The sequence below is a fragment of the Peterkaempfera bronchialis genome, from assembly GCF_003258605.2.
Taxonomy (GTDB): Bacteria; Actinomycetota; Actinomycetes; order Streptomycetales; family Streptomycetaceae; genus Peterkaempfera; species Peterkaempfera bronchialis.
The window spans coordinates 162,806-183,313 of sequence record NZ_CP031264.1 but is presented as its reverse complement, the minus strand read 5'-3'; the positions used below and the strand labels follow the sequence as shown (position 1 = coordinate 183,313).

Annotated in this window: 18 protein-coding genes; 10 read left to right on the top strand and 8 right to left on the bottom strand. The window is 74.5% G+C overall.

The window, feature by feature from the left end:
- Positions 1-88 precede the first annotated feature (88 nt).
- The 5 genes from C7M71_RS00805 to C7M71_RS00785 all read left to right on the top strand — a co-directional run bounded on the left by C7M71_RS00805 (position 89) and on the right by C7M71_RS00785 (position 3,658).
- Positions 89-412, top strand: coding sequence for a hypothetical protein (locus C7M71_RS00805; RefSeq protein WP_111490552.1), 324 nt, complete (start codon positions 89-91; stop codon positions 410-412).
- Positions 409-1,050 carry a hypothetical protein gene (locus C7M71_RS00800; RefSeq protein WP_111490551.1) on the top strand — a complete coding sequence of 214 codons (642 nt, stop codon included), beginning with the start codon at positions 409-411 and terminating at the stop codon, positions 1,048-1,050. The genes C7M71_RS00805 and C7M71_RS00800 overlap by 4 nt, the downstream gene beginning before the upstream one ends.
- 369 nt (positions 1,051-1,419) lie before the next feature.
- A complete protein-coding gene (locus C7M71_RS00795; RefSeq protein WP_175607765.1) occupies positions 1,420-2,025 on the top strand; it encodes an ATP-binding cassette domain-containing protein in 606 nt (201 codons plus the stop codon).
- Positions 2,022-2,885: a metal ABC transporter permease gene (locus C7M71_RS00790; protein ID WP_111490550.1), complete on the top strand. Its 864-nt coding sequence runs from the start codon at positions 2,022-2,024 to the stop codon at positions 2,883-2,885. The genes C7M71_RS00795 and C7M71_RS00790 overlap by 4 nt, the downstream gene beginning before the upstream one ends.
- Positions 2,843-3,658 carry a TroA family protein gene (locus C7M71_RS00785; protein ID WP_111490549.1) on the top strand — a complete coding sequence of 272 codons (816 nt, stop codon included), beginning with the start codon at positions 2,843-2,845 and terminating at the stop codon, positions 3,656-3,658. The genes C7M71_RS00790 and C7M71_RS00785 overlap by 43 nt, the downstream gene beginning before the upstream one ends.
- A 66-nt stretch (positions 3,659-3,724) precedes the next feature.
- Here the strand turns inward: C7M71_RS00785 and C7M71_RS00780 are convergent, their stop codons facing one another.
- Both C7M71_RS00780 and C7M71_RS00775 read right to left on the bottom strand, forming a co-directional pair.
- Positions 3,725-5,437 (bottom strand): class I adenylate-forming enzyme family protein, encoded by a 1,713-nt coding sequence (locus C7M71_RS00780; protein ID WP_111490548.1) that lies wholly within the window; start codon positions 5,435-5,437, stop codon positions 3,725-3,727.
- The gene (locus C7M71_RS00775; protein ID WP_111490547.1) at positions 5,434-7,233 is read right to left on the bottom strand and encodes a CoA transferase; all 1,800 of its coding nucleotides are present in this window, start codon (positions 7,231-7,233) and stop codon (positions 5,434-5,436) included. The genes C7M71_RS00780 and C7M71_RS00775 overlap by 4 nt, the downstream gene beginning before the upstream one ends.
- 277 nt (positions 7,234-7,510) lie before the next feature.
- Between C7M71_RS00775 and C7M71_RS00770 the strand changes: the two genes are divergently transcribed.
- Positions 7,511-8,599 (top strand): acyl-CoA dehydrogenase family protein, encoded by a 1,089-nt coding sequence (locus C7M71_RS00770; protein ID WP_407675966.1) that lies wholly within the window; start codon positions 7,511-7,513, stop codon positions 8,597-8,599.
- A 15-nt stretch (positions 8,600-8,614) separates the two neighbouring features.
- Here C7M71_RS00770 and C7M71_RS00765 read toward each other — a convergent pair whose 3' ends face one another.
- Together C7M71_RS00765 and C7M71_RS00760 are read right to left on the bottom strand one after the other, a co-directional pair.
- A complete protein-coding gene (locus C7M71_RS00765; protein ID WP_114914115.1) occupies positions 8,615-9,709 on the bottom strand; it encodes a sugar ABC transporter permease in 1,095 nt (364 codons plus the stop codon).
- Entirely contained in the window at positions 9,706-10,947 is a 1,242-nt protein-coding gene (locus C7M71_RS00760; protein ID WP_229758447.1) for an MFS transporter, read from the bottom strand. The genes C7M71_RS00765 and C7M71_RS00760 overlap by 4 nt, the downstream gene beginning before the upstream one ends.
- 396 nt (positions 10,948-11,343) lie before the next feature.
- On the opposite strand from C7M71_RS00760, the gene C7M71_RS30930 reads away from it, so the two are divergent.
- Positions 11,344-11,610, top strand: a complete 267-nt coding sequence (locus C7M71_RS30930) for a hypothetical protein (RefSeq protein WP_175607613.1) — start codon at positions 11,344-11,346, stop codon at positions 11,608-11,610.
- Entirely contained in the window at positions 11,607-13,919 is a 2,313-nt protein-coding gene (locus C7M71_RS00750) for a heavy metal translocating P-type ATPase (protein WP_111489540.1), read from the top strand. Before C7M71_RS30930 ends, C7M71_RS00750 begins: the two co-directional genes overlap by 4 nt.
- 223 nt (positions 13,920-14,142) lie before the next feature.
- On the opposite strand, the gene C7M71_RS00745 is transcribed toward C7M71_RS00750, so the two are convergent.
- Positions 14,143-14,739, bottom strand: a complete 597-nt coding sequence (locus tag C7M71_RS00745; RefSeq protein WP_229758446.1) for a sigma-70 family RNA polymerase sigma factor — start codon at positions 14,737-14,739, stop codon at positions 14,143-14,145.
- A gap of 80 nt (positions 14,740-14,819) precedes the next feature.
- Here C7M71_RS00745 and C7M71_RS00740 point away from each other — a divergent pair, with 80 nt between their 5' ends.
- On the top strand, positions 14,820-15,068 hold the full coding sequence (locus C7M71_RS00740) for a zf-HC2 domain-containing protein (RefSeq protein ID WP_175607612.1): 249 nt from the start codon (positions 14,820-14,822) through the stop codon (positions 15,066-15,068).
- A gap of 440 nt (positions 15,069-15,508) precedes the next feature.
- Here the strand turns inward: C7M71_RS00740 and C7M71_RS00730 are convergent, their stop codons facing one another.
- Together C7M71_RS00730 and C7M71_RS00720 are read right to left on the bottom strand one after the other, a co-directional pair.
- The gene (locus tag C7M71_RS00730) at positions 15,509-16,255 is read right to left on the bottom strand and encodes a hypothetical protein (protein WP_162824089.1); all 747 of its coding nucleotides are present in this window, start codon (positions 16,253-16,255) and stop codon (positions 15,509-15,511) included.
- Positions 16,256-16,943: 688 nt separating this feature from the next.
- Positions 16,944-18,188: an MFS transporter gene (locus C7M71_RS00720; RefSeq protein ID WP_111489545.1), complete on the bottom strand. Its 1,245-nt coding sequence runs from the start codon at positions 18,186-18,188 to the stop codon at positions 16,944-16,946.
- A 139-nt stretch (positions 18,189-18,327) separates the two neighbouring features.
- Between C7M71_RS00720 and C7M71_RS00715 the strand changes: the two genes are divergently transcribed.
- Entirely contained in the window at positions 18,328-19,305 is a 978-nt protein-coding gene (locus C7M71_RS00715) for a LysR family transcriptional regulator (RefSeq protein ID WP_111489546.1), read from the top strand.
- A 104-nt stretch (positions 19,306-19,409) separates the two neighbouring features.
- Here the strand turns inward: C7M71_RS00715 and C7M71_RS00710 are convergent, their stop codons facing one another.
- On the bottom strand, positions 19,410-20,435 hold the full coding sequence (locus tag C7M71_RS00710; protein ID WP_111489547.1) for an MDR family NADP-dependent oxidoreductase: 1,026 nt from the start codon (positions 20,433-20,435) through the stop codon (positions 19,410-19,412).
- Between the last annotated feature and the right edge of the window lie 73 nt (positions 20,436-20,508).

Sequence of the window (20,508 nt, the reverse complement as noted above, 5' to 3'; positions counted from 1 at the left end):
CTCGTCGCACAATTGGTTGGAACCGGTCTCAGGCTAGACGATCGCTCACTACAGTGAGGCCATGTCAGAAGCTCCCCTCCCCGCCTATGTGGTCACCACCGACTACAGATGGACCGACCGCGCCTACGATCTCCTGGAGGCGCAGGAACTCACGGTGAAGCCGCACAACGAGGACACCGCGCCGTGTTTCGTCGTGTCCGGGCGGTGCCCGCGCTGCGACCACCACCTCGTCGACCGGCAGGTCACCGTCGCCCTCACCGGCATGGCCGGCGCGAGTCGCGGCTCCAACGGCGATCCCCAGGAAGCCGTGGTACTGGACGTGACCTGCGGCTGCGGCACCGCGCACCAGGACGCGCCGACCGGCGTGACCGGATGCGGGGTCAGCTTCCGCATCGAATTGACCGCTGAATGAACCTTCGCCCCCGCCGACCGCAGCGACCGCCCAGCGAGACGGACTTGGCCGAGCGGGACCGGTTCCGGGCACTGGTGCGCGAGTCGCTACCGGGCGTGCGGGCCAGTGCGGAGGTCTGGCGGAACGGCCTGGCTGCCTTCATCACCTTGCTCGGCGCGGCGATTGTGGTCAAGGGCCGGACCACCACCGCCGAACTCCCGATCGGGTGGCGGCTGGCTGTCACGGTCCTCGTCGGTGGGGGGCTGGCCCTCGCCGTGGTGGGACTCTGGCACGCCTTGGCCGCGCAGGCCGGGGCGAGCCCGCTTGCGGTCACCCTTGCCGATATCCACCGCGACCACGGGTCGGTCGACGCCTTCGAGGTCGCCACGGCGATACGGGCCGCGCGCAGACTCACCCTCGCCCGCCGGACCGTGGCGCTGGCCCTGGCCAGCCTGTTCATTGGCACAGCGCTCACCTGGTGGGCGCCGAGCGAGCAGCCTGGATCCATACGGGTGACCCACGGCACCGACACCACCTGCGGGACACTGCTGTCGGCCGACGGCGGCACGCTGCGGGTGTCTGCGGAGGGGCGTGCCGATCCGGTGGTGATACCGCTGACCGACATCAGGGACATGGTGGTGACCGCCGACTGCAGCTGACTGCGGCGCACCACAGCCCGCGCGCGGCCCCGACAGAGAGACCGAACCCGAGTCCCCCGGACTTCCTGGCCAGGCTTTCCGGACGCCCACGCCCCTGCCCCGCGCGGACCGGCGCGCAAGGTACGAGCCGCCCCGGCCGCGCCGGCGTGACGCCCCACCCCCGGTAGGGACGGACGGCAGGAAGCATCCTCACCGCTGCACCACCGGCCCTAGCGCCGGGCCCGGCCCGGGCCACGTCCGGCGAATGGCGGGAACTGCGCATCAGCCGGGCCCGACTACTGTCACGTGGAAGAGAGCTTGGAGCACGCGGGCCACGCCGCAGTGGACTCCCGAGACGTCAGGAACGGGCTTGAGCTGCGGTTTCGTGGCGTGGTGTGCCGTCACGGCCGGTTGGAGGCCGTACACGGCGTCGAACTCGACGTGGCCTGCGGCGAGCGGGTGGCACTGACCGGCACCAACGGCTCAGGGAAGACCACGCTGCTGCGTGCCGTCCTGGGACTGCACCGGCAGGTGTCGGGCGAGATCCTGGTCGGGGGTCGGGGCGACCGCACGGCGGCCGAGCGCGCCTGGCGGCGCAGGGCGTGCGGGTGGATCCCGCAGCGGCCCGCTGCGGGGCGGTTCCCGCTGCTGGCGCGCGAGCTGCTGGCGAGCAGCGGCGCGGCGGGCGAGGCGTACGCCGCCGCCGAACACCTGGGCGTGGGGGCGCTCGGGGACCGGCCGCTGAGCAGCCTCTCCGGCGGCCAGCTGCAGCGCATGCACCTGGCCCGGGCGGTGGGCTGTGTGGCCGCGGGAGCGGGGGTACTGCTCGCCGACGAGCCGACGGCCGCACTCGACTTCGCCGGTCAGGAGGAGGCTGCGGAGGTCCTCACGGGCCTCCCGGTGACCCTGCTGGTGGTGACCCACGACCGGGCGATGGCGGCGCGCTGCGACCGGACGCTGGAGATGGCCGCGGGGCGGCTGCGGGAGGTCCGGTGAGCGTCCTCGGGCAGGTTGGCGACCTGCTGCACCTCGTACCCGTACAACGGGCCGGGGTGGGACTGCTGCTGGCCGCCGCCGGGCTGCCGGTGGTGGGCGTGGTGATCGTCGGTCTGGACATCATGCCGGTGCGCTTCGCGATGATGCATGTGGCCCTGCTCGGAATAGCGGTGGGCCAGCTCATCGGGCTGGACCCGGTGGTGTGCGCGCTGCTCGCCTGTGCGGCGGCGGGAGCGGGCGTGGCACCGCTCGCCCGCACTCCTGACGGCCTGTCGGGGGCGATGGGGCTGCTGATGAGCCTGGCCATCGCTGCCGCCCTGCTGCTGCTCGCCCTGTCGGGGGTCAACGCCAACGGGGCGTTCGCGCTGCTCTGGGGGTCGATCCTGGCGGTGCGCCCGACCGACCTGCTGCTGCTGGGCGTCCTCGCGGTGGCGGTCCCCGGGCTGTTCTGGTGGCGCCGCAGGGACCTGGCGCTGCTGCTGCACGACCGCGAGCTCGCGCTGTGCTCGGGGGTGCCCGTCCAGCGGCTCACCGTCCTGCTGCTGGTACTGGTCGCGGTGGCGGTCGCCGGGGCGATCCGGCTGACCGGCGCGCTGCTGGTGGACGCGCTCACGCTGCTTCCGGCACTCGCCGCCCGGCGGCTCGGCCGCTCCCTGGTGTCGATCACGACGTGGGCGGTCGTCATCGGCGTCGCGGTGAACACCGCCGGCTTTCTCGCGGCACTGGCGTGGGATCTGCCACCCGGGCCGGTCCTGGTACTCGCGGCGGGGGCGGTCGCCCTCGCCGTTCATCTGATACCCGAACGGAGAACAAGCTCATGGCGCGCTTCCGCGTCCTCTGCCGGTCCCTCGTCGCACTGAGTGCGGCGGCGCTGCTGCTCAGCGGCTGCGGCAGCAGCTCCGGCCCGTCCACGGACACGGCCGACCAGTCCGCCTCGCCCGCCGCGGCCCCGGGCCCGGTCGTGGTGGCCACCTCCACCTGGGAGGCGGCGCTCGCCGAGGCGGCCGGAGCCCGCCATGTGAAGTCCATCGTCCCGGCGTCGATCAAGCACGCCCCCGACTACGAGCTCAAGCCGTCCGACCTGATCGCTATCGCGAACGCCGACTATGTGCTGTACGCGTCCTTCGAGCCGTTCGCGGGCAAGGTGAAGGAGGCGGCGTCCGCCAAGGCCAAGCTGGTGGAGGTCACCCTCGACAACGGCCGTACCGCGGCTTCGGCCGAGGTGACCCGGTTGGGCAAGCTGTTCGGCACCGAGCAGGACGCCGCCAGGTGGAACCGGTCCTTCTCCGAGCGCTGGGAGGAACTGCAACAGGAGCTCAAAGCCTCGTGGCCCGGTGGACAGCCCCCGGTGGTGGTCGCCCAGGTGTTCACCACCTGGGCCGCCGACCTGGCAGGGATCACGCCGGCCGGAACCTACGGCCGGGAGCAGGTGACCCCCGCCCAGCTGTCCGAACTGTCGGCGAAGAAGCCCGCGTTCGTACTCGACAACGAGAACATGTCCACCGGTACGGTGCTGCCCGACTCCGGGGCCAAGCAGTTGGACATCGCCAACTATCCGGGTGACGACCTCGACCTGCTCGCGGTCTACACCAAGGCGGCCGAGCAGCTGAAGAACGCGTTCTCGGGTTCCTGAGCGTGCCGCCGGCGGTGCGGAGGGAGGACCGGCCTCTCCCCGCACCGCCGACGCGCGCCGCGGGCGTCAGCCGGGCTGCTGCGCAGGGTCGGCCGCGGCCAGCCGCCGACGCAGCGCGGCGCGGTCCGGCTTGCCCGCCGGTGTGAGCGGCAGCCGGTCGGTCACGACCAGCAGACGCTCGGGGTGTTTGCAGCGGTCCAGGCCACGCCGTTCCAGGTGGGCGCAGAGGTCCTGGAGCGTGGGGACACGGCCGGGCCGGGGCACCACGCAGGCGGCCAGGACCTCGCCCATCAGCGGGTCCGGCACGCCCACGCACATCACGTCCCGCAGGTCGGGATGGGTGGACAGCTCGCCCTCGACCTCGGCGGGGCTGATGTTGGCGCCGCCGCGGATCACGATCTCCTTGAGCCTCCCGACCACCCGCAGCCCGCCGTCGGCGTCGAGAACGCCCAGGTCGCCGGTGCGGACCCAGCCGTCCCGGGTGCGGTAGCGCACATTGAGCTCGGGCGTGCCGACGTAGCACATCGGGGTCATCGGGCCGAGCGCAAGGATCTCGCCGACCTCGCCGGGGGCCGCGTCGGCCCCGGGGTCGGAAGCGGCGGCGCCCGGCCCCGGGCCCTGGAACGGGGTGATGCGGATCGAGGCGACGGCCGGGTCGGGGCGGCCCACCGCGATGCCGGGCCCGTCTGCCGTGGCGGCCTCACCGCCGTGGCCGGTGTGGCAGTTGACGCCGTCTGCGGAGCCGTAGAGGTTGACCACGCGGCAGCCGAAGGCCCTGCGGGCCTCCGCCGCCGTGGACGCGTCCAGCGGCGAGCCGCCCAGCACCAGAGCGGTGAGCCCGCTGCCGACCTCCTCCGCTGCGCCCTCCTCCGCTGCGCCCTCCTTCTCCAACTGCTGGAGCATCATGCGCACCATGGTCGGCACACCCAGCACATGGGTGGGACGGTGACGGCGGATCGCATCGAGTGCGGCCTCGGGATCGAAGCGGTCCAGCAGCACCAGGGTCCCCCCATGGCGGGCGAGGACGGCGGCGGTGCCGTTGCTGCCGAAGGCGGAGGCCAGCGGCACCAGGAACAGGCAGCGCGGCGGCTCGCCGCCGGCCAGCAGCGACCCCAGGAAGTTGCCGCGCCCGCCTGCCAGGGCGTTGTGCGAGTAGGCCACCATCTTGGGTTCGGTCTCGGACCCGGAGGAGACCAGGATCCGTGCCGCCTCGTCAGGATCGGGCCGGGCGGGGGTGAAGGCGCTGCCGTCGCTGCGCAGCAGCTCCGCCATGGACAGGCACCCCGGGGGGACCTCCCCGCGCCCGGCCGCGACCACAGAGCGCAGGGCGGGCAGCTCCGGAGCCGCCTCGGCCAGCTCCCGGGCGTGCTGCCGACCGCGGTACTCGACGGCCGCGATCACCGCCCGGGCCTCGGCGCGGGCCAGCAGCGACATCGCCTCCCGGGTGCCGCGCCCCACCGGGAAGGGCAGGGCGACGGCGCCCAGGGCGGCCAGCGCCAGGTCCGCCATCACCGCGTCGCGGTTGTTGGGGAGTTGGACACCCACCACGTCGCCGGGGCGTATGCCGGCCTCGGCGAGTCCGGTGGCCAGACATCGGGCCTGCACATCCAGGCGGGTCCAGCAGACCTTGCCGGTGGCGTCGATCACGGCGGTGCGGTGCGGGTCTGCGGTGCGGCGGGCCCGGTAGAGGGAGTACAGGTCCAGGTCGGGGTAACTGCCGTCGGCGGCCCAGGCGCGGCGCAGGGCGGCGGGGACGAGGTCGGGGAAGCGGGACGTCATGACAGCCTCCAGGGGGTGGGGACGGCGAGGGCTCCGTGGGCGTCGCGGGTCAGCGCGCCGCGCAGCCGGGGATCGTCGGGCAGGGCCGCGAGGTCGGTGCTGACGGCGGTGGCGTGGAGGCCGAGACCGCGCAGTTCGGCGACGGCCTCGGCGGTGCCCAGGTCGCGCAGCCGGGCGCTGTGGGAGCGGGCGTCGGCGGCGTCGGCGTCGGCGGGTGCGATCCAGCCGTCAGCGGTGCGCAGCGGGCGGCGGAAGCCCGCCGGGCGGCGGGGGGCGCGGCCGGAGGCGGCCCGGCCGAGGGCGGGTGCGGTGAGCAGTTCGGCGGCGGCGAGCAGCGAGGACTCCGCCCGTACGCCGCGTCCCGTACGCTCCCGCAGCACCAGCGCCGCCAGCACCGCCTCGGCACCGAGCAGCCCGCCGAGGACATCGAGCAGGGTCATCAGGGAGGGGGCGGCGGGCTCGTCGGCGGGGCGGACCGCCTCGCCGACGCCGGTGCGGGCCTGGACCATGAAGTCGGTGCCCATCGGCGCGTCGGGCAGCCGCCCGGCCCAGCCGCTGGTGTGGGCGTACACCAGGCCGGGGTTGACGGCGCCGAGGCCGTCGGCGTCCAGGCCGAGCTGTTCGGCCTTGCCGGGGGCCCAGTTGTGGAGGAAGACATCGGCGCGGGCGGCGAGGTCGCGCAGGTCGGCCCGGCCCGCCGGGCTCTTGATGTCGATCTGCACCGCGTCCTTGCCGCGGTTGAGGGCGAGCCAGCGGGCGGAGAGGCCGGAGGTGCAGGGCGGCATGCCGCGCAGCGGGTCGCCGCCGGGCGGTTCGATCCGGACCACCCGGGCGCCGAGCAGGCCGAGCAGATGGGCGGCCAGCGGCGCCTGAATGCGGCGTCCGGCCTCCAGCACGGTCAGTCCGGCCAGCGGGCGGGCCGTCTCCGGCGTGCCCGTGGGGGCGGTACGGCCCGCGTCCGCCGGGTGCAGGGACCAGGGGGCGCCGGTGTGCGGTTCACCGGCCCGTTCGGCGAGGGTGTGCAGCGGACAGACCTGGGCGCCGGAGACATCGGCGGCATGCCGGAGCCGTTCCCAGGAGGAGGCGCGGGCGGTGGTGTGCAGCGCCTCGGGCAGCGGGGCGCAGGCGGTGGCGTACCGGAACTGGAAGGGCGGCCAGCCGGCACGCACCGCCTCGGCGGGCGCGTCCAGGGCCCGCCAGAAGGCGGCCCAGCTGCCCGCGTCAAGGGTCTCCAGTTCGAAGCGGGCACCGTCCCCGGCGGTGAACGGCGGACCGCCGGGGCCCATCGGCACCGCCTCGGCCTCCGGCGCGCCGGCGGCGGCGAGGTACTGGGAGACGGACAGCAGCGCGGCGCGGTCGGCTCCGGTGGAGACGCTGCTTGCGGTGGCGCCGCGGGCGCGTGCCAGCAGAGCGGCCAGGAGCCCCTGCGCGGTCAGCACGGAGGCGCAGGTGGCGGTGTACTCGGCGGCCAGGCCGCGCGGGGAGCCGTCGCGTCTGCCGTGGAGGTGCATCACCCCCGTGGCGGCCTGGACCGTCGCCTCGTCGACGGCGTCCTCGGCGGCACACAGGTCCGCCCAGGCGGTGCGGGCGGTGACGTCTCCGAGCGCGCCGCCGACGGCGATGCGGGACGCCCCGGACGGCGCGGGTCCGTCGGCCGGCGCGGGGCCGTCGGCCGGGGCGGCGCCGAGAGCGCTCAGATGGGCGGCTGCGGGTGCGATGAGTTCGGACGGGCCGGCGGCGTGGAACTCGACGCCGTCGAGCGGGCGGATCGTACGGACGGTGGTCGGATGTCCCATGGCTCTCCTCTGCTCCGCGGTGTGGCCGCACACCGGCTGCACATGAGTACGGGAACTGGCCGGTAGTACGAACCGACCAACTCACCGGCCAGTCAGTCGGCTTGGCGCATCGCCGGGTTCCCGGCGAAGAGGGAGGAAAGCCGTGATCGTCGACAATGCGGGTGCCGCCGACCCCGCCGTGGCCCCGGACGACCCGGCGGAGCGGCGACTGCCCGGATGCCCGCCCGAGGTGGCCGGGGTGCGCGGTCGCGTCGAAGCCTTCGTCGGGGAGCGCGTGATGCCGTGTGAGGCGGTCCTTGACGCGGGCGGCCCGCTGGCCCGCGCCGAACTGGCCCGCCTTCAGCAGGAGGCCAGGGAGGCCGGTCTGTGGGCGCTGCCGCTGCCCGCCGAGCTCGGCGGCCAGGGGCTGCCGCTGGCCGACTACGCGTATCTGGCCGAGGTCGAGGGGGCGAGCGACCACGGCCCGGCGGCCCTCGGCTCGGCGCCCCTGCTGGACGTGGCGATGCTCGGCCGGCACACCGGCGAGGCCGTGCGGCAGCGGTATCTGCCCCGCATCGTGGCCGGTGAGCTGCGCACCAGCTATGCGATGACCGAGCCCGACGTGCCCGGCAGCGACCCGGTGCTGACCACGACGCGCGCCGTGCCCACCGCCGACGGCGGATGGACGCTCCAGGGACGCAAATGGTTCGTCACCGGAGCCGGGCACGCCGACCTGGTCACCGTGCTGGCCCGCACCGACGGGGCGGCGCCGCAGCGGGACGGCCTGTCGCTGCTGCTGGTGCCCGCCTCCACACCGGGGTTCCGGGTCGTCCGCGAGCTGCCGGTGCTGGGCACCGGCGGCCAGTGGGAGATCGCCTTGGACGGCGTCACGGTCGACGGGGACCACCTGGTCGGCCCGCGTGGGCAGGGCCTGGCCGTCGCGGGGGAGCGGCTGGTGCTGGGGCGGCTGCTGCGCTGCCTGCGCTGGCTCGGCCAGGCGCGGCGGGCGTACGACCTGATGTGCGACCGGGCCCGGTCGCGGGCGCGGAGCAGCGGCCCGCTGGCCGACCGGCAGCTGGTGCAGCAGCTCGTCTTCGACTCCCTGCTGGCGCTGCGGACCACCCGGCCGCTGGTGTACGAGGCGGTGGCGGGCCTCGCGGCCGGGCGGGACGTCCGGCTGGAGGCGGGACTGGCCAAGGTCGCCGCCGCCCGGATGCTCCAGCAGGTCGCGGACGCCGCGATCCAGGTGCACGGCGCCGCCGGCCTCGGCCCCGACACCCCGCTGCCGGCCCTGTTCCGCGCCGGCCGCGCCGCCCGGCTGCTCGACGGACCGGACGAACTGCACATCGCCGCAGTGGCCCGCCGCGTCCTGCGGCCGCGCCCATGAGCACCGGAAACGCCGTCAGCAGTCGAACGGCCCCACCAGGCCGGTGAGGATCGCCAGCCCCAGGGCGAGGAAGAAGTCCCCCCAGATCAGTTCATGCCGCACCGCCAGACCCCGTTCGGCGTCATAGCAGCCGTCCAGCAGCATGCCGGCCGGGCGGCCCCGGTCGCCGGGCACGGACAGATGGGCCGCGCACAGTTCGCCGAGCACCTGCCGTCCCCGACCGGCCAGGCGCGCGGCGTCCTCGTACCGCCCCGCCGCGTCCGCCAGGGCGGCGAGCTTGAGCGCGGCCACTGCCTCGATGGCGGCCGCCGATGTGTCCACCGGTGCCGCCGGGTCCTCCCCGCAGGCCCGGGGCACCGGACGGGCCGCCTCGCCGAGCCGCAGCGCCACCAGCCTGTCCACCGGCGCCCCCAGGGCGAGCCGCCGGTCGCCGGAGGCCCGGTGCAGGCCGTCGGAGGCAGCCAGCAGCAGCCACGCCGCCGTCCGGCTCCAGCCCGGCGCGGGCTCGGGGTGGGCAGCCCAGCCGCCGTCGGGCCGCGACTGCCAGGCAGGGCGCGGGGGATCCTCGGCGAGGCACAGCCCCAGCTGCCGGACGAGCATGCGGTGGGCCGCCGCCCTGCCGTCCGCACCGGCCCCCGCCAGCAGCGGTACCAGGCCCGGTACCCCGTCCGCGCGAGCCAGCAGGCGGGGACCGCCGAACGCGCCGCCCCAGGGCACCAGGCCCAGCCGGGAGTCGTACGCGGACAGGCACGCCTGCGCCGCCCGAGTGCGCAGCCCGGCCGCCGCCGGGCAGTCGTCGGCCGGCGCGGTGCCGTACCAGAAGATCAGACCCCGGGTGGCGGTGTCCTGGTCGGTCCAGAACTCCAGACTGCGGGTGGCGGCGCACGCGGCCGCCCGGTCGGCCGGATCGCCGGTGGCCCGCGCCCGCAGCCACAGCAGTCCGGCCCAGAAACCTCCCGTCCACGAACCGCGCGCAGTCGTGGTCCACCGGCCGGTGTCCGGCTCGGCGTACAGCGGGAAGCGCGAGCCGACCTCGGCGGCGGTGCGCCGGGTCCGCTCCAGCACGCTCTCCAGGGCTCGTTCCGCCCAGGCCGCGCCCTGCCCGGTCATGACCGCCCGGCCTCCGCCGCCGTGGCCGAACAGCGGGCCAGGGGCAGCGCGGCCACCGACGCGGCCAGGAACTCGGCCGCCACCAGCAGCCAGCCCGGCGCATAGCCGACCGCCGACACCATCGCGCCGAACAGCGGCGGCCCGACAGCGAACCCGGCGAAGAACCCGGCCGACACCAGTGCCGAGTCCTGGCCCGCCCGGCCCGGCCCGGCCTGCTGGAGCACCAGCACCATGGAGACCGCATTGGCCGAGACCGCGAACGCCCCCACCGCCACCGCGGCCGGCCACACCAGCGGCCCCACGGTGATCGCAGCGGCCAGCAGCAGTGCCGCGGCCACCGCGCCTGCGGCCAGCAGCGCAGGCAGCGCACCGGCCCGGCCCGGCCGGCCCGCCGAGCGCGACCAGCCGACCCGGCCGGCGATGCCCGCCACCCCCAGCACGGCCACCAGGCAGGCTGCGGCGGTGGGGTTCAGGCCCAGCCGCTGGGAGCCGAACAGCGCGAGGTAGGTGTTGACCGAAGCGATGCCGCAGCCCAGCAGGAGGGAGAAGACCGCAAGCCGCCCCACAGTGCCGCGCGGCCGGGCCGACCCCCTGCGCGCAGCGACGGCGCCGGTCCCAGGCGTGTCCTGCGGCAGCGCGCGGGCCGCCCACACCGCCGCCGCCACCGCCGTGACCGCAGCCGCCCAGACGGCCCCGCGCCAGCCCACCCCGGCGGCCAGCAGCGACAGCGGAAGCCCGGCGGCAAAGGCACCCAGCTGCACCCCGGACTGCTTGAGCCCGGTGACCGCCCCGCGCCGCTCGGGTGGAAAGGCGACCAGGATGATCTTGTTGGTCGCCGGATTGGCCAGCGCCTGCGGTACGCCGCCGAGCGCGACCGCGCACAGCAGCAGGCCCGCCCCCGGCGCGGCCCCGATCAGGCCCAGCGCGGCGGCGGCCAGCAGCAGCAGGGCGACCACGCAGCGCCGCGGCCCGACGCGGTCCACCGCGCGCCCCGCCAACGGCGACAGCAGGGCGGCCGCGCCGAACCCGGCGGTGGTGGTCAGCCCCAGCACGGTACGGGAGATGCCCAGGTCATCGACCAGTCGCGGGCCCAGCGCTCCCAACAGGAACAGCTGCACCATCGAAAACGCCATCGCGCAGGTCAGCAACGCCACCACCGCCGTCCCGCCGGACGGCGGCACCGCCGTGGTGTGGTCCTGCCTGCCGCTGCCCGTGGGCGTGCTGCGGTCGGTGCGCACGGCTGCTCCCTCCCCGGTACCGGGCCCGGTGCAAGGTACCGGCCCAGTCAGTCGTAGCAGCGGCGCCTGCGGTTCCCGGTCGGCGGTCTCCCCGCGTATCCGGATCTGCGGCCACTGCAACTGCGGCTGCCCGCAGCTCTTCCGGGTGGAAAATCGACGGGAACTTCGGTGGCCCCTCCGCCGACCACCTGTCGAGGTCGTCTTCCCACCCGCTACGAGCAGCGGACACGAACGCGGACCAATCCCGTTCGGCGCGTGTCCGTCAACTCCTCGACAAGACCCGGAGCCGACACGATGACCGCGTCGCCCATCGATCCCCCAAGCGCTTCCTCGGGCCGCGCGTGGGCAGCGCGGAGCCTGCCTGCGCTGCCCGGAATCCGCCTCTGCGGCTTCGCTGTGCTGCTGCTTGTGCTCTTCGGCTCTGCCTTCGCGGTGGGCCGTGCCTCGGGGCCGTTGCAGCCGGGCATCCGTCCGACCGACCCCGGCCCTTCCGGTGGCGACCACGACATGCCCGGTATGCGGCACGACATGCCGGGCATGGACCATGACATGCCTGGCATGGAGGACATGCCCGGCATGACCATGAGCGGCCTCGGCCCGCTCCGCAGCTCGTCCGCCGCCGCCGGGACCGCCCCGGCCCCTGCCCGCCAGGTGCGGCGATGAACCCGCCGCCCGTGGACCAGGAGGCCGAAGGCGTCGCGCCGGTCACCACCGACCTGGCCGTCGGCGGAATGACCTGCGCAGCCTGCGTGTCCCGGGTGGAGAAGCGCCTCGCACGCATTCCCGGCGTCAGCGCGGGCGTCAACCTGGCGACCGGGCGGGCCAGGGTGCTCCACCCGCCCGGCGTGCCGGTCGCCGACCTGGTGGCCGCCGTCGAGCGGGCCGGGTACACGGCTGAGCCGGTCGCCGGCACCACGCCCGCCCTGCCCGGTGAGGAGGACGACGAGGAGGACACCGCCGAGCGCCGGCGGCTGCTCATCGTGGCAGCGCTGGCGCTGCCGGTGATCGTGCTGTCGATGGTGCCGTCCCTCCAGTTCCGCAACTGGCAGTGGCTGTGCTTCATGCTGACCGGGCCGGTGGTCGTCTGGGGCGCCACGGAGATCCACGAGCGGGCCTGGCGGAACCTGCGTCACTCCACGGCCACCATGGACACCTTGGTGAGCCTGGGGGTCATCGCGTCCTACGGCTGGTCCATCCACGCCCTGTTCCTGGGCGGAGCGGGGACGCCCGGCATGCGGATGCCCTTCTCGCTCACCGCCGAAGCCGGGGGCACGCACCCGCACATCTACCTGGAGGCGGCGGTCGGCGTGCCGCTCTTCGTCCTGTTCGGCCGCTACCTGGAACGGCGCGCACGTCGTCGCACCGGCTCGGCGCTGCGCGCCCTGATCGAACTGGGCGCCAAGGACGTCTGCGTGCGCGAGGACGGCCTGGAGCACCGCATCCCCATCGAGCAGTTGCTGCCGGGCCGGACCTTCGTGGTCCGGCCCGGCGAGAAGGTCGCCACCGACGGCGTCATCGTCGAAGGCAGTTCGGCGCTGGACCTCAGCCTGCTCACCGGCGAGAGCGCACCGGTGGAGGCAGGACCGGGAGACCCGGTGGTGGGCGCCACCCTCAATGTGGGCGGCGTCCTGCTGGTGCGTGCGACCGCGGTCGGTGCCGACACCCAACTGGCCAGGATCACTGCGCTGGTCACCGATGCCCAGGCGGGAAAGGCCCGGGCCCAGCGGCTGGCCGACACGGTCGCCGGGGTGTTCGTCCCCTGCGTCCTGGCCATCGCGACCGCCGTACTCGGCTTCTGGCTCGGTGCCGGCGCCGGTCCGCAGGCTGCCATGACCGCGGCGGTAGCCGTCCTGGTGGTGGCCTGCCCGTGCGCCCTGGGCCTGGCCACCCCCACCGCACTCATCGCGGCCACCGGGCGCGGTGCGGAGCTCGGCATCCTGGTCCGCGGACCGGAGGTGCTGGAACGGCTGCGCCGCATCGACACCGTCGTCCTGGACAAGACCGGCACCCTGACCAGCGGTCGGATGGGACTGGTGGAGGCGGTCACCGTGCCGGGCACCTCGGCGGACGAGGCCCTGCGACTGGTCGGCGCGGTCGAACACCCCTCCGAACACCCCATCGGCCGGGCCCTGGCCAAAGCGGCCCGCCGGCAGTGCGGCGACCCGCTGCCCCCGGTCGCCGGCTTCACCTCCCTCCCCGGGATCGGGGTGGAGGGGCTCGTCGAAGGCCGGAACGTGCGGGCGGTCCGCCCCGACAGCCGTACCCGCGAACTCCCCACCGCCCTACGGGAGGCCCTCGGCCGGGCGGAGGCCACCGGCCACTCCGTGGTAGTGGCCGAGATCGACGGCACGGCGGCGGCGCTGTACACCATCGGCGACACCCTGCGCCCCGGCAGCTACCGGGCCGTACACCGGCTTCGGGGGATGGGCCTGGAGACGGTGCTGCTGACCGGTGACCGGCATGCCGCAGCCCGCGCGGTCGCCGAGCACCTGGGCATCAGCGAGATCCACGCCGACGCCTCCCCGCAGCGCAAAGCGGAGATCATCACGGAGCTCGCCGAGGCCGGTCGCAGCACCGCGGTGGTCGGCGACGGCGTCAACGACGCGGTCGCCCTGGCCTCGGCCGGCCTGGGCATCGCGATGGGCAACGGCACCGACGCGGCCATCGGCGCGGCCGGTCTGACCCTGGTGCGCGGTGACATCGAGGCCGTCGTGGACGCGATCCGGCTCTCCCGGCGCACCATGGCCACCATCCGCACCAACCTGGTGTGGGCCTTCGGCTACAACATCGTGCTCATCCCCCTGGCCGCCCTGGGGCTGCTCAACCCCATGCTCGCGGCGGCTGCGATGTCCGTCAGCTCGGTCCTCGTCGTCGGCAACAGCCTGCGGCTGCGTGTCTGGCAGCCCTCCCCGAGCAGCGCCGCCCGCCGTCGCCCCCGCCACCTCGCGACCGGCACCGTTCCTCTCGGGTGACCCCCGCAGCAGGCGACGCGCGCTCCATGGTGCCTGTCGGCCTCTCTTCCCGACGCGCCGTTGCCCCGAGGAGGCGTTGCCGGACTGCGGGGTCGAGGATCGACCCGGCCTCCGGGCGCCCCGCTCGCCCACGACCGTCCTGGGGGGAGAACCCCCGCGCCGTCCCTCGGGGTCTCCGCCGGAGCGGCGGCGAAGCCGTCCCCTGCGGAGACCCCGAGAACCGTCAGACGTTCAGGAACGCCACGCCCGGCGCCTCCGTCGCTCGCTCGTTGACCGACCGCTCGGCCTCTGCGGCCCGCAGCAGGGCGATCAACTGGTCCCTGGCACGGGAGACCCGGGAGCGTACGGTGCCGATCCGGCAGCCGCACAGCTCGGCCGTCTCCGCATAGCTCAGCCCGGCTATCTGGGTGAGGACGAACGCCTCCCGGCGCTGGCCGGGCACATACGCCAGCAGGTCGGCGAGTACGACGCCCTCCTCGAAGCCCGGGGCGGCGCCGCACTGCCGCTCCAGCGCCTCGGGCCAGTCCCTGACCGCCGCGCTGCGCGGGCGGGCCGCGTCATGACGGAAACGGTCCACCACCGTGCGCCGGGCGATGGCCAGCAGCCAGGTACGGGCCGACGAACGGCCCTCGAAGGCGGGCAGGCTGCGCAGCGCCCGCAGAAAGGTCTCCTGGGCGAGGTCGTCCGCCGACTCCACATCGGTGAGATGCGCGACGAAACGCCACACGTCGCGCTGCGTCGCCCGGATGAACGCCTCCACCTCGGCGGGGCCGCCCGCCCGCGCGAACAGCGCCAGTGCGGTCAGCTCGTCATCGTCCACGGGTACACCCCCGGAGCGGGCGCGGGCGCGGGCGTGGGCGCGGTTGGGCGGCCGGGTTGGGTGTGCGGGACGATGGCGCCATGACCTGCTCCGCATGCCGTGCCGCGCTCTCCGCCCGACTGGACGGCGAGCCGTCCCACACCTCCGCCGAGGAGACCGGGGCCGGGCGGCACCTGGCGGGCTGCGCGGACTGCCGGGACTGGCTTGCCGTGGCACAGCGGTTGCGGGAGCTTGCCCGGTCGGCGCCGGGCCCGTCTCCGGAGTGGACGCGGGCCCTGTTGGCCGGGGTACTCGGCCCGGAGGCGCCGCCCGTGGACCGTTGCGGCTGAGCGGAGGTGGGCATCCCCCGGGGCGGTTTCCGTTTCTGCTCTGTCATGTCGATGGGCTTCCTGGGGTGCGCAGGGGGCGGGCCCCGCGAGGGGGCGCCGCGAGGGCGTCGGGTCCGGGCCGCCGTGTCACCGCGCGCCTCAGGCATGCCCGGCCCGCGCGGGGCGCAGCCGGTAGCGGCGTCCGCATGGGGCGGGTGGCACGGGGCGTCAGGGCTCGGACGTGGTCCTGTCCGGAGCCCGGCCGGACCGCCGTGGCTTCCGCGCAGGACCGACCTGCCCGCCTGCGGGTCGACCCGGGGTCGTCGGCAGCCGCTCGCAGGGAGCGGTGACTCGGACGCGCGGCCGAACCCGGGGCCGGCCGTGGGCGGGTCCGCCCTGCCGGGCGGCGTTCGCAGGCGTGCCGGGCCCCGCGCCGCGTGTCGATGCGGCAGACGGGCTCGTCAGACGGTCCGCACCACCGGGGGGCCGCGCCGCACCACGGCATGGGTCAGCAGCAGCAACTGCGGTCGCCGCGCCGTCCGAGGCATGCGGCCGCCGCCGACCGCCCGCGCCAGGGGCCGGGGCGGCGGTGTGAGCAGCAGCAGGACGAACGCGAGTGCCAGGGCGTGCAGGAGTCCGACGACGGCGGTCAGGGCGGCCTCGCCCCGGTGCAGCAGCAGCGCGCAGCACAGGGCCGCGACCAGGTGGGCCACGAACATGCCGCCTGACATGCCGCCGGACGTCGCGGCGTGGCCGACCGGGCCGTCGGCGCCGGCGCCGAGCGGACAGGCCGCCGTTCCCGCCATGACTCCCGTCGGTACCCCCGGCATGCCTGCCATGGGGGACATCCCCTGCATGGCTCCCATGCCGTGCATCGCGTGCATCGCGTGCTCCGCTCGGCCTGCGCCGAGCGCGGATGGGCAGCCCGTACCCGTGGCACCGTGATGCCCCATCGGAGCGGCGTACTCGAAGAGCGTGTGCAGCCCGAGCTGAGCCCCCGTCATCCAGCCGCAGCTCGCCAGGGGGCCCCAACGGCTGCCTACCAGCAGCCAGGTGAGCCCGGCCGTGGCGGCGAACGCCGTGGCCAGCACCGTGGCGGGCAGGGTCACCGGCGCCATGCACACATGGGCGGCGGCGGCCAGGGCGACGCACAGCACGGAGAAGACGACGGCACGCACCGCGCGTGGCAGTGCCCAGGTCGTCGCCATGCCGCCCATCCTGTCACTCTCCGCCCGCCAGTGTGCGGGTGGTACGGAATCCGTCCGCGCCCGGCTGCTGCCTACCCAGGAACAGGCCCCTCGCCCCGGTAACGCGCCTGATGGCCGCCGTGGTTCACGACGGCGGGCCGACCCCCGCTCCGAGCGCCCGGGCACCGCACACGCCCCGCGTACGACCGACGGAACCACGGTCCGGCACGGCGGTGCTGACGGTGCCGGCGCTCAGGGCGGCGACCGTCTCGCCGAGGGCGTCGAAGAAAGCCAGGACGGTGGATACGCACCATCTGACCGTACGGCGCACGTACGTGGCCCCGCCCCGCATCCGGTGGGAGCGGAGCAGCGACCGGATGCCGGGGTCCACATCGTGAATGGGATGATGACTGCCGACAAGGCGACGGCGGCCCGAGGAAGTCCGAGGAAGCCGGTGTGAATCCGGCGTGGTCCCGCCATGGCGGGAGCCAGAGACTCACACGGTCGCCTCCTCAACGGACACCGGGGCGGATCTCCCTGGGAGGGGAGTGGACGGCATGCCCGAGAGGGCGGTGGACGGGACGTCCGGGAGTGAGAGGGCTGCGGCGCCCGCCGCTCCGATGCCCTTGACCGGGTCCGCAGGCCGTTCACCGCGTACCTCAAGAGCTGCGCCGACCTGACTCCTCTGCCTCGGGGGAGTGGAGGTGTGTCAGGTGCGGCTCCGGGCCGGTTCCCGTTTGTGCTGCGGCGTGCGGTCGTGTCGGGGGAGCAGCAGCGGGGTCGTCAGGATGAGGAGACCGGCGATCACGATGGCGGTGCGCGGGCTGGTGATTCCGGCCAGCAGACCCCACAGGGCGGTCAGGGCCGCGATGGTGACGTTGCTGGTGACCGACCACGCCGACAGGGTGCGGGCGACCCGTTCCGTCTCGGTCTGGTCGAGCCGGTAGGTGGCGAACACCGGGTTGAACACGCCCATGCAGGTCACCAGCCCGAGCTGGACGGCGATGACCAGCACCAGCCCGGCAGTGCCGGGGCGGACGAATGCCAGCCCGAGTGACCAGCAGGCGCGCAGTACCCCGGAGACGAGCATGACCCTGTGCCGCCCGAACCGCGTGACGAGTCGGCGGGCCAGCCGTGAGCCGAGGAGTCCGCCGACGCAGGGTGCTCCGAAGGCGAGGCCGTACTGCCATGGTGCGAACCCGAGGCGGCCGATCATGAGGACGACGAGCAGCGGCGAGGTCGCCATGATCAGACCGCTGACCAGGACCGTGTTGAAGAAGAGCGGGCGCAGCGCCGGATGGGCCAGGATGTACCGCCATCCGTCGAACAGGTCGCCGACCCGCAGCCGAGGCGCATGGCTTCTCGCGGGACGCGGCTCACTCCCGCCGATCGCACGGATGCCGACCGCCGAGAGCAGGAAGCTGACCGCATTGGCCAGCACCGTCATCACCAGGCCGAACAGCCCGATCGCAGCCCCGCCGAGCGGTGGTCCGAGCATGGTGGCGGTCCAGGTCGTGGACTCGAACCGCCCGTTGGCGACGAGCAGGTCCTCCGGCCGCACGAGCGCTTTCAGGCATGCGCCGCTGGCAGCCTTGAAGGCGATGTCGGCCGCGCCGACGACGGCCGACACGACCAGGAGCTGGACGAAGGTGAGGCGGCCGAGCGCGAAGGCGGCGGGGACGCTCATCAGTGCTGCGCACCGGGTCAGGTCCATCGCGACCATCACCGGCCGCTTGCGGCGGAACTCCACCCAGGGGCCGAGCGGCACCGCCACCGCCGCCCCCACCGCCAGCCCGGCAGCCGCCAGCGCCGACACCTCGGCCGGCCCGGCGTGCAGCTTGAGCGTCGCGATCAAGGGGAACGCGTCCAACGCGAGCCAGGTGCCGAACGTGCTGACCCCGTACGCCGCCCAGAGCCACCCGAACTGCCGCCCCAGCGATCTCCTACCCGCCATGTCCGGCGCACCCCTCGCTGTCTCGTCCCGAGCAACCTCGGATTGACCAGCGAGATCAAAGCGCGCAGCAGATCGACCCGGCAAACAACCGCTCTGCTGGCGAGTCACAACCATGCGTTGTGCTCTAAGGTGGCTCGGCGTGGATCTCGATGCCGTACGCACCTTTGTCGCGGTCACGGACGCGGGCCAGTTCCAGCAGGCCGCCGCCGACCTGTCGATCACCCAGCAGGGCGTCTCCAAGCGCATCGCCGCGCTGGAGAAGGACCTCGGTGTGCGGCTGTTCACCCGCACGGCGCGCGGAGCCAGGCTCACCATCGACGGGCAGGCGTTCCTGCCCCACGCCCGTGATCTCCTCAAGGCCGAGGAACGGGCCGCCGCCTCGGTGCGGCCCGGCCGCCGCGCGCTGCGCGTCGACGTGATCAATCGGCGGATCGCACCGGCAGGCATGCTGCGCGACTTCCACCGCGCGCATCCCGAGACCGAACTCGACGTGGTGACCCTCTTCGACGCCGACGCGGCCATTGCGGCCGTCCGGTCCGGCACGATCGACGCCACCTTCCGCGCTGTCACCCGGCCCGCACGGCAGCTCCCCGACGGCATCGAGGCCGTCCGGGTCCTCGATGAGCCCATCCAGCTCCTCACCGGACCGGCCCACGGGTTCGCCGAAGCCCGCGCGGTCACGCCCGCCGAGCTTGCCGGCCACAGGATCTGGATGCCCGGCAACGCCACCGGTACCGAGTGGGCCGCCTACTACGACGAACTCGCCGCCGCGTTCGGGCTCACCATCGAGGCGACCGGCCCCAACTTCGGCACCGAGGCCCTTCTGGACGTGATCGCCGACTCCTCGGCACTGGCGACCTTCGTCGGCGAGCAGACCCGGCTCGTATGGCCCGCCGACTACGGCCTACGGCGCATCGCCGTGCACGACCCGACACCGGTCTACCCGCACTCGCTGATCTGGCGCAGCGACAACCCCCACCCCGCCCTCACCGCACTCCGCCACCACCTCGGCTCCTTCCGGCCCGACCACGACGCCACCGGGACCTGGACTCCGACCTGGCTCGGCACGCAAGCCGACCGCCTCAGCCCATCCACCGACGTGGTCGGACGAGGTTAGGACGGCGGTGCCGCGCGGGGAGCCCGGCTTCCGGGGCAGCCGGATGCGCCCATGGGGTTGCTCGTTTCCGTTTGGCTGTGGTGGCTCCGGGTCCTCGGTCCGCACTACAGCTCCACGACCACGGCCCCGAAGTGCCTGCCCTCGATCATGTCCTGCAACGCCTGCGGTGCGCGATCGATGCCCGCGATCCGGGTATGGGGGAAGCTGATCGCACCGGAGCGCAGCCAGCCGCCGAAGCGACCGGTCCACTCCTTCTCCACATCGGGGTGGTCCGCGCCGCTGTAACCGCGCAGCGAGACGCCCTTGACCAGGAGGCGGAAGGCGTCGACCTCCACCGGGGCGCTGCCGCCGGATCGTTGCGCCGACATCTGCCCCGACAGCGTTCCGACCAGGGCGAACCGAGCGCCCTGCCGCGCCGCGCCGAGTGCTGCGGCCAGTTGCTCGCCGGCGACGGTGTCCACCAGGACGTCGATGCCCTCGGGCGCCGCCTCCGCGAGTTGGGCGGCGATGGGCCCGGCTCCTCGCAGCACGATCGCGTCATAGCCGAGTTCGGAGACCAGCCGCTCGGCCTTCTCCCGCGAGCCGGTGCTGCCGATCACCCTCGCGGCGCCCAGCAGCCGGGCGATCTGCCCGGCCAGCGAGCCCACCGCTCCCGCCGCTCCGGTGACGAGGACGATGTCCCCCGCGCGGACGTCGGCGAGGCGGGTCAGCGCGCCGTAGGCGGCCGATCCCGGGGAGAGGTAGGCGACCGGATCGGGGAGCGTGTCGTCCAAGGGGGTGCACTCGGTGGCTGCCACCAGCGCGTACTCCCGCCAGCCGAGCATATGGGCGACGGTGTCGCCGGTGCGCAACGGGCTGTCGGACGGCGCGGCCACGACCTCGCCGACGGCGGGACCGAACAGCACATCCCCGCTGCGCAGCAGGGGCAGCGGCAGGCCGTCGACCTCTCCGCCGATCAAGGTGCGCAGGCCGGGGAAGACCAGGAAGTGCCGGTTCCTGACGAGGACTTGGCCGGTCCCGGGCTCGGGCAGCGGCGTGTCGACGACGGCGAAGTGTTCCCGCGTGGGCAGTCCTCCGGGGATGGCGGCGAGCCGGACTTCACGGGCGGTACGGGGCAGGGCTGCGGTCATGCTCGGCCTCCTGGGCAGGTCCGGGGCAGCGGCACGGCGTGCGTCCGCCGCCCGGGTGCGGTGACGCTAACCC

What these genes read in the sequence shown, in the direction of transcription:
- C7M71_RS00800 (WP_111490551.1), top strand. Translation starts at nt 409, where the DNA reads ATGAACCTTCGCCCCCGCCGACCGCAGCGACCGCCCAGCGAGACGGAC.
- C7M71_RS00785 (WP_111490549.1), top strand. Translation starts at nt 2,843, where the DNA reads ATGGCGCGCTTCCGCGTCCTCTGCCGGTCCCTCGTCGCACTGAGTGCG.
- C7M71_RS00780 (WP_111490548.1), bottom strand. Translation starts at nt 5,437, where the DNA reads ATGACGTCCCGCTTCCCCGACCTCGTCCCCGCCGCCCTGCGCCGCGCC.
- C7M71_RS00775 (WP_111490547.1), bottom strand. Translation starts at nt 7,233, where the DNA reads ATGGGACATCCGACCACCGTCCGTACGATCCGCCCGCTCGACGGCGTC.
- C7M71_RS00770 (WP_407675966.1), top strand. Translation starts at nt 7,511, where the DNA reads ATGCCGTGTGAGGCGGTCCTTGACGCGGGCGGCCCGCTGGCCCGCGCC.
- C7M71_RS00765 (WP_114914115.1), bottom strand. Translation starts at nt 9,709, where the DNA reads ATGACCGGGCAGGGCGCGGCCTGGGCGGAACGAGCCCTGGAGAGCGTG.
- C7M71_RS00750 (WP_111489540.1), top strand. Translation starts at nt 11,607, where the DNA reads ATGAACCCGCCGCCCGTGGACCAGGAGGCCGAAGGCGTCGCGCCGGTC.
- C7M71_RS00740 (WP_175607612.1), top strand. Translation starts at nt 14,820, where the DNA reads ATGACCTGCTCCGCATGCCGTGCCGCGCTCTCCGCCCGACTGGACGGC.
- C7M71_RS00730 (WP_162824089.1), bottom strand. Translation starts at nt 16,255, where the DNA reads ATGGCGACGACCTGGGCACTGCCACGCGCGGTGCGTGCCGTCGTCTTC.
- C7M71_RS00720 (WP_111489545.1), bottom strand. Translation starts at nt 18,188, where the DNA reads ATGGCGGGTAGGAGATCGCTGGGGCGGCAGTTCGGGTGGCTCTGGGCG.
- C7M71_RS00710 (WP_111489547.1), bottom strand. Translation starts at nt 20,435, where the DNA reads ATGACCGCAGCCCTGCCCCGTACCGCCCGTGAAGTCCGGCTCGCCGCC.